Origin of the sequence: Microvirga sp. 2MCAF35 (genome assembly GCF_052115545.1) — a bacterium.
Lineage (GTDB): Bacteria > Pseudomonadota > Alphaproteobacteria > Rhizobiales > Beijerinckiaceae > Microvirga.
Genome location: NZ_JBFRGW010000069.1, coordinates 1 through 11,977, shown reverse-complemented (window position 1 = coordinate 11,977; position 11,977 = coordinate 1). Strand labels below are relative to the sequence as shown.

Here is an 11,977-nt window from a genome sequence, read left to right as displayed (position 1 = left end):
TGCGCTGCGAGCCTGAAGGTTGATCGAGGGTGGCGCGACGGGCAATCCGGCTCGCTACTGATGTGAATGGAAGAGCCGAACTGCTCCTCGCGCACGGTTCTTTTAGGCGTTTAGACTTGGACCAGCACACGGCTGCCAAGGGCCTCCTGTCGCCGGCTGCGTGACCGGCGGGCAGGACCGTGCCTGCTCCCACAACTTGCGACGCCTCGCGAAGCGCGCCCCTCGTTGGATCAGGCTGTGCAATGATATAGCCAAGGTTGCACGAGTTGTCAAGAACAAAGTGAGAACATAACATTGGCCTGACCGCCTCCTCCCCCGTCATGGCCGCACGTTCGTGACGCGCGAGGGATGACGGCATGACCGTGCAATCCCGCCCTTTGGGGCATTCCCACTCTCGCCCCGTCCCGGTATTGTCCCGCGCAGCCGATGCGCCCTCCTTCGGACGAGGACAAACATGGACGATCTCTCTCTCGCGACCGATTTCCCGCAAGCCACCCGCGAACAATGGCTCAAGCTGGTCGAGGGCGTGCTGAAGGGCGCGGATTTCCAGAAGAAGCTCGTCTCCCGCAGTCATGACGGCATCGACATCCAGCCGCTCTATCCCAAGGCGGAAGAATCCACACCCGTTGCGCGTGAGCAGGCGGGGCGCTGGCGGGTGTCGCAGCGCATGGACCATCCCGACCCCGAGAGGGCCAACGAACTCGCCCTCCTCGATCTCGAAGGCGGCGCCGATGCCCTGACGCTGGTGGCGCACAAGGCTCCGGCCGCGCGCGGCTTCGGCGCGCAGATCGGCTCGCTGGACGATCTCGACAAGACTTTGAACGGCGTGATGCTCGACCTCATCCACCTGCGGGTCGATGCGGGCGGCCATGGCCGACAGATGGCGGCACTAATCCTGGCCCTGGCCGAGCGGCGTGGCCACAAGCTTGCCGATCTCTCCCTCGATCTCGGCCTCGACCCCATCGGGGCCATGGCCGCTCAAGGGAAGATGTCCGCCTCCTGGGACACCATGGCCGGGCGGATGGGTGACACGCTCGGCCACCTGACGGAGCAAGGCTTTGCCGGCCGCGCCTTCCTGGCGGACGGACGCGTCTACCACGAAGCCGGGGCCAGCGAGGCGCAGGAGCTTGCCGCCGTGCTGGCGACGGGCGTCGGGTACCTGCGTGCCCTGGAGACGCCGGGGCATTCGCTCGATGCCGCCCGGCGGGCGCTCTCCTTCCTCCTCGTGGCCGATGCGGACGAGTTCCTCACCGTGGCGAAGCTGCGCGCCCTGCGGCGCCTCTGGGCGCGGGTCGAGCAGGCCTGCGGCCTGGAACCGAGGCCGATCCGCCTCAATGCGGAAACCGCCTGGCGCATGACCACCCGGCGCGACCCCTGGGTGAACATGCTGCGCACGACAGTGGCGGCCTTCTCGGCCGGGATCGGTGGAGCGGATGCCGTGACGGTCCTGCCCTTCACGGCGGCCCTGGGCCTGCCCGATGCCTTCGCGCGCCGCGTCGCCCGCAACATGCAGCTCATCCTGCTCGATGAATCGAACCTGTCGCGCGTGGCCGATCCGGCTGCCGGCGCGGGCGGATTCGAGGCGCTCACCGACGCCCTGTGCGAAAAGGCCTGGGGGCTGTTCCAGGAGATCGAGCGCGAGGGCGGCATTCTGGAGAGCCTCAAAGACGACAAGCTCCAGGCCCGCATCGCCGCTGTCCGGGTCCGACGCGAACAGGCCGTCGCCACCCGCAAGGAACCGATCACCGGTACGAGCGAGTTCCCGAACATCCATGAAGCGGATGTGACCGTGCTGTCTCCCTCCCCCTTGTGGGGAGGGAATAAGGGTGGGGGTGCCGGTGCTGAACTGGATCAGCATAGCGCTCACACCTCCACCTCCTCCCCACAAGGGGGAGGAGGGCAGGTCGCGCCAACGGAAACCTCCTTTTCCTCCCTGGTCCAAATGGCCGGACGGGGTGCAAGCCTGCCCCAACTGGTGGGCACGGCCTCCGGCCCCTCACCCGTCGCCATCGCTCCCCTGCCCTCGACCCGGACGGCCGAGCCTTTCGAGCGCCTGCGCGACCAATCCGATGCCCATTTCGCGAGGACCGGAGAGCGTCCGAAAGTCTTCCTCGCCAATCTCGGACCGATTGCGGCCTTCACCGCCCGCGCCACCTTCGCGAAGAACTTCTTCGAGGCCGGCGGGATAGAAGCCGTCACGAACGACGGATTCTCGGACAATGGCGCGCTTCGAAAGGCGTATCTCGACAGCAAAGCCAGACTGGCCTGCATCTGCTCGACGGATGAAATTTACGAGACACACGCGGAAAAGGCTGCCGAGACCTTGCGTTCGGCCGCAGCGCAGCTCATCGCGCTCGCAGGGAGGCCGGGTGAACGCGAAGAGCAGCTGAACCGCGCCGGCATCACCACTTTCATCTATGCCGGGTGCGACACGCTCAAGGTTCTGAGCGAGGCTCTCAACGAGGCCAGCTCTTAATTCTTTGAGGCGTGCCGCTCATCCCAACCTAGACGGCTCGCTGACCTTCTCCGACCATGCGCCGATAGCATCCGGCTGCCGGATGCCCTAAAATGAGGTGGTTCACAGTGTTTCACTCGTCAAGGGCATCTGCTTTCAGGCCATGACCAGCATCCCGGACTTTTCGAGCGTCGCCTTCGCCGATGCCGCCCTGGCATCCTCCTCTCGGGCCGCATCCGAGCCCTGGCTCACGCCGGAGGGCATCGCCGTCAGGGGAGCCTATGGCCCCGAGGATCGCGCCGGGCTGGATTTCCTCGACACTTTTCCGGGCATCGCGCCTTACCTGCGCGGTCCCTACCCGACCATGTACGTCAACCAGCCCTGGACCGTGCGCCAGTATGCGGGCTTCTCCACGGCCGAGGATTCGAACGCCTTCTACCGCCGCAATCTCGCGGCCGGCCAGAAGGGCCTGTCGGTCGCCTTCGATCTCGCCACCCATCGCGGCTACGATTCAGACCACCCGCGCGTGTCGGGTGACGTGGGCATGGCGGGCGTCGCCATCGATTCCATCTACGACATGCGCACCCTGTTCGCCGGAATCCCGCTCGATCGGATGAGCGTGTCGATGACCATGAACGGCGCGGTGCTGCCGATTCTCGCGCTCTACATCGTGGCCGCCGAGGAACAGGGCGTGCCGCCCGAAAAACTCTCGGGCACGATCCAGAACGACATTCTCAAAGAGTTCATGGTGCGCAACACCTACATCTACCCGCCGAAAGGGTCGATGCGCATCATCTCGGACATCTTTGGCTACACCTCGCAGAACATGCCGAGGTTCAACTCGATCTCGATCTCCGGCTACCACATGCAGGAAGCCGGCGCGACACAGGACCTGGAACTCGCCTACACGCTCGCCGACGGCGTCGAGTACATCCGCGCCGGCATCGCGGCGGGGCTCACCATCGACCAGTTCGCCCCGCGCCTGTCCTTCTTCTGGGCGGTGGGCATGAACTTCTTCATGGAAGTCGCCAAGATGCGCGCCGCGCGCCTCATCTGGGCGAAGCTCGTGAAGGGCTTCAACCCGCAGAACGAGAAATCGCTGCCGCTGCGCACGCACTCGCAGACCTCCGGCTGGTCGCTCACCGCGCAGGACGTGTTCAACAACGTCACGCGCACCTGCATCGAGGCGATGGCGGCGACGCAGGGCCATACGCAGTCGCTCCACACCAACGCGCTGGACGAAGCGCTGGCGCTGCCGACGGACTTCTCGGCGCGCATCGCCCGCAACACGCAATTGTTCCTGCAGCAGGAAAGCGGTACCACGCGCATCATCGATCCGTGGGGCGGCTCCTATTACGTCGAGCGCCTCACCTATGATCTGGCACAGAAAGCCTGGAGCCACATTCAGGAGGTGGAGAGCCTGGGCGGGATGGCGAAGGCCATCGAGGCCGGCATCCCCAAGCTGAAGATCGAGGAAGCGGCGGCCCGCACGCAGGCGCGCATCGATTCCGGCCATCAGAAGATCGTCGGCGTGAACGCTTTCCGCACCACGGACGAAGCCTCCATCGACATCCTGAAGGTCGACAACGCCGCCGTGCGCGCCAGCCAGATCGACAAGCTCAAGCGCCTGAAAGCCGAACGCAACCAGGCCGACGTGGATGCGGCTCTCGATGCCCTCTCACAGGTGGCAGCGTCGGGCGAAGGCAACCTGCTCGACCTCGCCGTGAAAGCGGCCCGTGCCAAGGCGACGGTGGGCGAGATTTCCGATGCGCTGGAGAAGGTCTGGGGTCGTCACCGGGCCGAGATCAAGGCAATCTCGGGCGTGTACAAACGGGAGGTCGGCATGGCGTCGCCAGCCGTGGAAAAAATCCGCCAGCTGGTGGAGCAGTTCGAACACGACGACGGACGTCGGCCGCGCATCCTCGTCGCCAAGATGGGCCAGGACGGGCACGACCGCGGCCAGAAGGTGATCGCCTCGGCCTTCGCCGATCTCGGCTTCGACGTGGATATCGGCCCTCTCTTCGCGACGCCCGCGGAAGCGGCCCGCCAGGCCATCGAGAACGACGTGCACATCATCGGCGTCTCCTCGCTGGCGGCCGGCCATCTGACCCTTGTGCCGGAGCTGAAGACCGAACTCGCCAAGTTCGGCCGCGAGGACATCATGATCGTGGTCGGCGGCGTGATCCCGCCGCAGGATTTCGATGCGCTCTACGAAGCCGGCGCCTCGGCGATCTTCCCGCCCGGCACCGTGATTGCCGATGCGGCCGTGAACCTGATCGGCGACCTGAACAAGCGGCTCGGCTATGGCCCGAAGCAGGCTGCGGAGTGAAACTCCTCAGCTCGCCTTCGCTTTGGGACGAGACATCTCCAACGCTGCCAGTGCCTCGGAAAGGCGCCGTCTCGCCTGGTCGATCTCACCGTGTTCGATCGCATCGAGATCAAGGAAGAGGTCGAGCCCCATGACATGCTCGACGATGACCTGGGGCCTTTGCGCGAGTTCTCCCAGGAGCCCCTCGACCGCATAAGGTACGACCTCACGCTTGATGCCTTTCATGGCAATGGGTTCCAGGGGCCTCGCCCGCACCATGTCCCGCACGAGGGCATAGGTTTCATAGCTCAGGCAGATGCCGCCGGGCTCCGCGATGGCCTGCAGGCGGGCGGCGATATTCGCTTCGGCTCCGATGATCGTGTAGGCCATCCGATCCTCACTGCCGAAATTCCCCACATTGCAGAAGCCCGTATTGATGCCCATGCGCACGCGCATCGGCAGGTCGATCCCCTGCTTGCGCCAGCGGGCGTTCAGTTGCTCCATGTATTGCTGCATGTCGACGGCCATGCGCAGGCAGGCCCTTGCATCCTCCCTGACGCCCTTCGTTTCAGGATCGCCGAAGAAAATCAGGATCGCATCGCCGACGAACTTGTCGATGGTCGCCCCGTGCCGGAGGGCGATGGCGGACATCTCGGTAAAGTATTCGTTCAGGAGCTGCGTCAGGTCCTCGGGCTGCAGTCGTTCGGCGATGGTGGTGAAGTCCTTGATGTCCGAAAAGAAGATCGTGAGCTTCTTGCGCTCGGTGGCGATGGCCACATCCTTCTGGCCGCTGAAGATGCTCTTGTAGATCTGCGGAGACAGATATTTTGCGAGCTTCGTCGAGATCCCGGCGAGGAAGTCGTTCGCCTCGGTCAGTTCCTGGTTCATGCCGCGGATCAGCTTCTCCTGTCGGCGCTGCAGGAAGATGCAGACGAGGCCAGCCAAGGAAGCAAGCGAGAGATAAGCCAAAGAATATTTGAACGAGAAAATATTCGCCAGGATCGGCTGCCTGACCGAGATCTCCTGGATGCCGCGCACGTCGCCGACCTTCCAATCCGTCTTGGGGCTGTCGGGATGCGAATTGTGGCAGCTCACGCAAACGGGCCCCATCACGATCGGCGCGGCCGTCCGGATATTCTTGTCGAAGAGAGAACCCGAAACCTCCACGACAGGCTGCTCGGGATTGGCCCGCAGCCGGGAGAGCGCGCTCCTCTCGAAGTCATCCAGATGATGGGACTCGCGGCCCTTGAATGGCATATCGGAGACGAAGCTGTATTTCACCGAGCCGTCCTGGGCGCTGATGCGCTTTCCGAGCTCGATCGAGAGAGTCGCGGGGATCGGAATGGCCCCGGCGATATCGCGATAATTGTGAGTGACCATGACCGGATCGGGCGTCTGGAGAACACGCCCGACAACGTCGCTGCCGTAAAAGTTCCGAATATCGTCGATGATGCGGCTGGCTTCGCTTGCCTGCATCCGCAGGACGCGCTCCGAAAGGATCTGCAAGTCGAACCAGACGGCGACGGGCAGGCCCAGAACGCCCAAAATTACCGTTGCAATCAGCAGCGTCCCCATCGCACGCTGCTGATAGGAAGCCCGTTCACCCAGTCCAGCCATAGGCAGCCTCACTGTCGAACTTTTGCCGTCGGGACGATCATTTGCCTTTGTCGGCGAGCGTGCAACCCCTAATTCATCAGCGCCCGCGGGCTTCCATTCTTCAGGTGATAATATCCGCTTTGCGGATCACCCCGCCCGATCGATCGCCCGCTTGATCACCTGCTGCACTTCCTTGTTCGTCAGGAAGATGTCGTGGTTGATGATGCCGCCGCCGAACTCCGAGGCGTCCGCGACACGCACGCCGAGCGCTTCCAGCCGCTCGCGATCGGCCGCTCCGGCCCGGACGATGCCGCCGGCGAGACGGCTCGAGACGGCGAGCGCCCGGTCATTGGTGGAGCTGATGACCGTGATCTTCTTCGCGTCGGGCCCAAGCCGTTCGAGGCCGCGGGCGAAAAGGTCGATGTCGATGTCGGGGGCCGCCAGCACGACGGCGCCGATGCGGTCCATGGCGCTCTCGCCGCCCGAGGCCCGCAGCATCCGCAAGGTCTCCAGGGTAAGCAGCGTGCCCATGCTGTGGGCGACGATGTGAATGCGTCCGCCGCTCGGAGTCTTGGCGATGGCGGTGAGCAGATCCTCCAGGGCGTCGCGGGACCACATGGCGCTCTCGCGATCGGCCACGTAGCTGAAGGTGGACGCTGCGGACGGCCAGGTGAACAATCCCGTCGCCCCGGCGAACTTGATCCCCTCGGAGAGATCGATGGTCGAGGTCGCGGCCGTCTCGAAGCTCTCGCGGTAGCCGTGGATGTAAAGCAGAAGATTGTGCCCGAACGCCGCCTGGGCGAAGGCTTGGGCCGCATTGCCGTGGTCCACGTTCTCGACTTTGGCGATGCTCCAGCCGCTGTTGCCGATCAGTGAATCCGAGGGTGGCTTCAAGCGCGCTTCCGCGAAGACGAGATCCGGGGACCGCTCGCTGCTGAACCAGGGTTTCTTGGGCGGATCGCCCACCGGAAGCCGCGTGGTCGCGACCAGGAGCTTCGGATCCCGCGCGAGCCCCACCTGCGACGAGATCGGGCTGGTGAGCGCCGTGTCCTCCCCGAGACAGCCGGACAGGGCAAGGCTTGCGAGGCCGATGAGGACAAGGCGGCGGGCGGGAAGAAGCATGGGGCCGGATTTCAAGAGACAATGAGGGCAGTGCTGTTTTGTCCCCGATCATGGCACGCACAAGGCAGAGAGCCGGCGAAGACACAACCGAGCGGAAATATGGTAACCCAATGGTGAACGTGAGTGTCGCCGCGCCGCCTTGATGCGTCGGCGCCGCCTCCATACGTTGGCCCGATGCTCGCCTTTGTTTCCCGGGTTCTCCATCTCATCCTCGGCCTGTTTCTCCTGCCTCTAGGGGCCCATGCGCTCTGGTGGGCGATGCGCGACGATGTCGCGCCGAGCTGGCGCGCCGCCGACTGGTCGAGCGCGAAGCTCCTGCCCGCCGCATCCGTAGCGCCCCAGGCCATCGTGGCGGTCTACGCGGCCCGGGTCGGCCGCTGGCGCGGCATCTTCGCCCATCACACCTGGATCGTCGTGAAGGAGGCCGGTGCCGGCACCTATACCCGCTACGACAAGGTCGGCTGGGGCAGCCCGGTCCGCACCAACGGCTGGGCACCGGACGGGCGCTGGTTCGGCAATGCACCGCATCCTGTCGTCGTGATCGAAGGCAAAGCGGCCGAACGCTTGATCCCGCAGGTGCAACAGGCGGTTGCGAGCTACCCCTACCAGACCTTCGGCGCCTACAACGCCTGGCCGGGCCCGAACTCGAACACCTTCGTGGCCCACGTGATGCGCTCGGTTCCCGAACTCGATGCCGCGCTGCCGCCCACAGCGCTCGGAAAGGACTGGCAGCCCTGGCGGGACGTCGTCGGCCTGACACCGAGCCGGACCGGTATCCAGGTCTCCCTCGGCGGCTATGCGGGCATCGCTCTCGGCTGGGTCGAGGGGATCGAGGTCGACTTCATGGGCCTCGTTGCCGGCGTCGACGTGCGCCGCCCCGCCATCAAGATTCCCGCCTGGGGACGAATCGGCATGGACCCGATCACTTGGTGAAAGCACGGGTGAGATGCGCTAAACCTCTCCCATGACCGGGGGCTTACCGAAATCGGCAGTGACGGCGGAGATGGTCGCCAGGGGCGACCGGGCCTCGCTCGCGCGCGCCATCACGCTCATGGAATCACGCCGTCCGGACCATCGCGAGGCGGCACGCGCGCTCCTGCAGGAACTGATGCCTCGCACCGGTCGTGCCGTGCGCATCGGCATCACCGGGGTTCCCGGCGTCGGCAAATCCACGGCCATCGACACGCTAGGCTCCATGCTCACCGGAAAAGGGCACAAGGTCGCCGTGCTCGCGGTGGACCCCTCCTCTACCCGCACCGGCGGCGCGATCCTCGGCGACAAGACCCGCATGGCCCGGCTGGCGGCCGATCCCAACGCGTTCATCCGCCCCTCCCCGTCCTCCGGGACGCTCGGCGGCGTCGCGGCCAAGACGCGGGAGACCATGCTGCTCTGCGAGGCCGCCGGCTTCGACGTGATCCTGGTCGAGACCGTCGGCGTCGGGCAGTCGGAAACGGCGGTCGCGGACCTGACCGATTTCTTCCTCGTCCTCATGCTGCCGGGCGCGGGCGACGAGTTGCAGGGGATCAAGAAAGGCATCCTGGAGCTCGCCGACCTGATCGCCGTCAACAAGGCGGACGATGCAGGCGCGAAGGCGAAGGCCGCCGCTGCCGAGTACAAGGCCGCCCTTCACATCCTGTCGCCTGCCTCCCCCGCCTGGACGCCACCCGTGCTCACGGTCTCGGGGCTCACCGGCCAGGGGCTCGACGAGCTGTGGGCGAAGGTTCTGGATCATCGCAAGCGCCTGGAAGCGACGGGAGAACTCGCGGCCAAGCGCCGGGCGCAGGACACGAAATGGATGTGGGCCCTCGTTCACGAGCGCCTGTACGAACGCCTGCACCACGATCCGGCCCTGCGTCGGCGCGTCCCGGCCATCGAGAAGGCCATCGCGGACGGCGCCCTGTCACCCACGGCCGGAGCCGGCGAGATCGTGAAGCTGTTGGGGATCTAGCAGGAAGCTCCTGCTGCCTATCCAAAATTGCACCTGATCCGCGCTGGGAAATCCGTTTCACTCGGTGGATGCCAAAGGCCGTTCACCGAGAGTCGACAACGCCGTGATCGATCGATTGCATCAATTGCCCATTTTCATGGGCGCCGTGATTGTCTGCCTCGTCTTCCTGGTGCCGACCCTGGTCGGCTTGGTGCTGCTGCAGCCCAGATTCGCGCGCCTGATGAGCGGGGAACGCGATCCGAACACGGTGGTCACGCTGCTCCTGAACGTCTTCTCGCTCTATTACGGCGTTCTCCTGGCCCTGCTTTCCGTTGCGGTGTTCGAGAACTACGTCAAGGCGCAGGATGCGGTCGGGCGCGAGGCGTCCAAGGTCATCGCCCTCTACCGCACGTTCAACGCCTATCCCGAACCGGCTCGCACGCCGCTGCTGGATACCCTTCGCCGGTATGTCGACGAGGAGACGGGGCCGGGCTGGGTCGCCCAGCGGACCGATCAGGTTTCCACGCGCGGGACGCAGCTGGTCGACCAGTTGAGCCGCCAGCTCCTCAGCTTCAGGCCCAACAGCGATGCGGGAGAGGACCTGATCCACGAGGCGGCGCTCCGGACCTTCGAAGACTTCATCGAACAGCGCCGCCTGCGCCTTCAGGCGGCAGGGACCAGCATTCCAAGGGTCATCTGGGCGGTCGTCATGGTGGGGGCCGCCCTGAACGCCATCGTTCTGTGGCTGTTCGACCTGAGGCGAACGACTCACTTCATTCTCAGCAGCGTCCTGATGATCTTCGTCGGCCTCGTCGTCTACATGGTCGGCGTTCTCGACCGGCCCTTCCACGGCGCGCACGGCCTCCAGCCGGACGACCTCATCCACACCCGCCTGCAGATGAACCCGAGACCGTGAGGGCCTTCAGGCCATACCCCGGATCTCCGGCGACACCCGGATCTGTCCGACTTCGATGCCGTTCCAGTTCTTGAACACCGGCTGGGCCAGCGCCTCGACGGCCTTGCGCTCGTCGGCGTCCAAGGACAGGAAGCGCAGGACGAGCCCGGCCATCAAGGCCTCGGCCGCGCGGGCATGGCCGTCCTCGACCTTCAGGGCAATCCCATAGCCGAGTTCCGGGAAGGAGGCGCAATAGACACCCTCGGCCCCGACCTTCACGAAGGCCCGCTCGCCGAGAAGCTCCATGAGCTTGGTATCGAAGCGGCCGGTTCCGGCGACCATGAAGGGATGGCGCGCCACGGCCTTGCGGATCCGGGCCGCCGCGGCCTTGCCGTCCCCCGGCAGGCCCGTCCCGGCGCCGAACCGGGCGAATCCGAAAGCCAGGGACGGAAGCGGGATCGCATAGGTCGGGATCGAGCAGCCGTCGATGCCGCTCTTCTCGGCCGTGTGACAGGCGCCCGTGATCTCCTCGAGGGCCTCGCGGACGCTGCGCTGCACCGGATGGTCCGCCAGCACATAGCCCTTCGGGCTCTGGCCCTGGCCGCAGGCCAGGCAAACGAAGCCGGCGTGCTTGCCCGAGCAGTTGTTGTGCAGGGCGCTGGGGCTGGCGCCGGAGGCGGCCAGAGCGCGGTTGGCGGCCTCGCCCATGGGCCAGTGCACGCCGCATTCGAGGCAGCCGGCATCCTGCCCGGCCTTGGCCAGCATGGCCTTGGCGGTCGCCGCATGTTCCGGTTCTCCCGAATGGGACGCGCAGGCGAGCGCGATCTCCTCATCGGTCAGGCCGTATTTGTCCGCGATTCCGCTTTCGACCAGCGGCATGGCCTGGAGCGCCTTCACGGCGGAGCGCGGAAAAACGCGCCGGTCCACATCCCCGATCGACAGAACCGTACCGCCCTCGGCATCGACCACCGAGACGCTGCCCCGATGGCGCGACTCGACGAGACGCCCCCGGGTGACCTCGACTAGAAAAGGATTGTGCATCAATGCCCCGTTGGAAAAGCGGCGGTGTTGTGGAGGCACTGAACCCAGAAGTCAAAGGGGACGTTGTTGCAATAGTGAGAAAAGGCGCCCCGAAATCGTTCGATGCCGTGGGTTGCTGCAGGGCTCCTGCCACTCTAAACCCAAGGTTCGAACAAATTGGGAGCTCTCGATGCGTGTGGCGATGATCGGTTCGGGCTATGTGGGCCTGGTGTCGGGCGCGTGCTTTGCGGATTTCGGCCACGAGGTGTGCTGCGTCGACAAGGATCCGGCCAAGATCGAGGCCCTCAACCGCGGCGCCATCCCGATCTTCGAGCCCGGCCTCGATGATCTCGTGGCCAAGAACGTGCGCGAGGAGCGCCTGACCTTCACCACCGATCTGGCCCAGGCGGTCCAGCACGCCGAGGCCGTGTTCATCGCGGTGGGCACCCCGTCCCGCCGCGGCGACGGCCATGCCGACCTGTCTTACGTCTACCAGGCCGCCCGCGACATCGCCGCCGCCCTGGACGGCTACACCGTCATCGTCACCAAGTCGACCGTGCCGGTGGGCACCGGCGACGAGGTCGAGCGCATCATCCGCGAGACCCGGCCCGAGGCCGAGTTCGCCGTGGTGTCCAACCCGGAGTTCCTGCGCGA

Annotated in this window: 9 protein-coding genes; 6 read left to right on the top strand and 3 right to left on the bottom strand. The window is 65.5% G+C overall.

Features of this window, described 5'->3' with window-relative positions; all coding sequences use genetic code 11:
- Window positions 1-454 precede the first annotated feature (454 nt).
- Both AB4097_RS21000 and scpA read left to right on the top strand, forming a co-directional pair.
- Window positions 455-2,476, top strand: coding sequence for a methylmalonyl-CoA mutase family protein (locus AB4097_RS21000; RefSeq protein ID WP_442043157.1), 2,022 nt, complete (start codon window positions 455-457; stop codon window positions 2,474-2,476).
- A 142-nt stretch (window positions 2,477-2,618) separates the two neighbouring features.
- Window positions 2,619-4,784, top strand: a complete 2,166-nt coding sequence (gene scpA / locus AB4097_RS20995; RefSeq protein ID WP_442043159.1) for a methylmalonyl-CoA mutase — start codon at window positions 2,619-2,621, stop codon at window positions 4,782-4,784.
- 6 nt (window positions 4,785-4,790) lie between these two features.
- Here the strand turns inward: scpA and AB4097_RS20990 are convergent, their stop codons facing one another.
- Together AB4097_RS20990 and AB4097_RS20985 are read right to left on the bottom strand one after the other, a co-directional pair.
- Window positions 4,791-6,380, bottom strand: a complete 1,590-nt coding sequence (locus AB4097_RS20990; RefSeq protein WP_442043155.1) for an adenylate/guanylate cyclase domain-containing protein — start codon at window positions 6,378-6,380, stop codon at window positions 4,791-4,793.
- Between the two features lie 126 nt (window positions 6,381-6,506).
- Entirely contained in the window at window positions 6,507-7,481 is a 975-nt protein-coding gene (locus tag AB4097_RS20985) for an alpha/beta hydrolase (protein ID WP_442043153.1), read from the bottom strand.
- Window positions 7,482-7,655: 174 nt separating this feature from the next.
- Here AB4097_RS20985 and AB4097_RS20980 point away from each other — a divergent pair, with 174 nt between their 5' ends.
- The 3 genes from AB4097_RS20980 (at window position 7,656) to AB4097_RS20970 (ending at window position 10,324) form a co-directional block, all read left to right on the top strand.
- Window positions 7,656-8,414: a DUF3750 domain-containing protein gene (locus AB4097_RS20980; protein ID WP_442043151.1), complete on the top strand. Its 759-nt coding sequence runs from the start codon at window positions 7,656-7,658 to the stop codon at window positions 8,412-8,414.
- 31 nt (window positions 8,415-8,445) lie between these two features.
- On the top strand, window positions 8,446-9,429 hold the full coding sequence (meaB, locus tag AB4097_RS20975) for a methylmalonyl Co-A mutase-associated GTPase MeaB (RefSeq protein WP_442043149.1): 984 nt from the start codon (window positions 8,446-8,448) through the stop codon (window positions 9,427-9,429).
- 124 nt (window positions 9,430-9,553) lie between these two features.
- Complete coding sequence (locus AB4097_RS20970; protein WP_442043147.1) at window positions 9,554-10,324, top strand: bestrophin-like domain; 771 nt, start codon at window positions 9,554-9,556, stop codon at window positions 10,322-10,324.
- Window positions 10,325-10,330: 6 nt separating this feature from the next.
- Here AB4097_RS20970 and AB4097_RS20965 read toward each other — a convergent pair whose 3' ends face one another.
- On the bottom strand, window positions 10,331-11,344 hold the full coding sequence (locus AB4097_RS20965) for an asparaginase (protein WP_442043145.1): 1,014 nt from the start codon (window positions 11,342-11,344) through the stop codon (window positions 10,331-10,333).
- Window positions 11,345-11,513: 169 nt separating this feature from the next.
- On the opposite strand from AB4097_RS20965, the gene AB4097_RS20960 reads away from it, so the two are divergent.
- Window positions 11,514-11,977, top strand: a 464-nt coding sequence (locus AB4097_RS20960) for a 3-hydroxyacyl-CoA dehydrogenase NAD-binding domain-containing protein (RefSeq protein WP_442043143.1), incomplete at its 3' end; no start/stop codon positions are given.

Excerpts from the sequence above, each read along its gene's own strand:
- AB4097_RS21000 (WP_442043157.1), top strand. The coding sequence starts at position 455 with ATGGACGATCTCTCTCTCGCGACCGATTTCCCGCAAGCCACCCGCGAA.
- scpA (WP_442043159.1), top strand. The coding sequence starts at position 2,619 with ATGACCAGCATCCCGGACTTTTCGAGCGTCGCCTTCGCCGATGCCGCC.
- AB4097_RS20990 (WP_442043155.1), bottom strand. The coding sequence starts at position 6,380 with ATGGCTGGACTGGGTGAACGGGCTTCCTATCAGCAGCGTGCGATGGGG.
- AB4097_RS20985 (WP_442043153.1), bottom strand. The coding sequence starts at position 7,481 with ATGCTTCTTCCCGCCCGCCGCCTTGTCCTCATCGGCCTCGCAAGCCTT.
- AB4097_RS20980 (WP_442043151.1), top strand. The coding sequence starts at position 7,656 with ATGCTCGCCTTTGTTTCCCGGGTTCTCCATCTCATCCTCGGCCTGTTT.
- meaB (WP_442043149.1), top strand. The coding sequence starts at position 8,446 with ATGACCGGGGGCTTACCGAAATCGGCAGTGACGGCGGAGATGGTCGCC.
- AB4097_RS20965 (WP_442043145.1), bottom strand. The coding sequence starts at position 11,344 with ATGCACAATCCTTTTCTAGTCGAGGTCACCCGGGGGCGTCTCGTCGAG.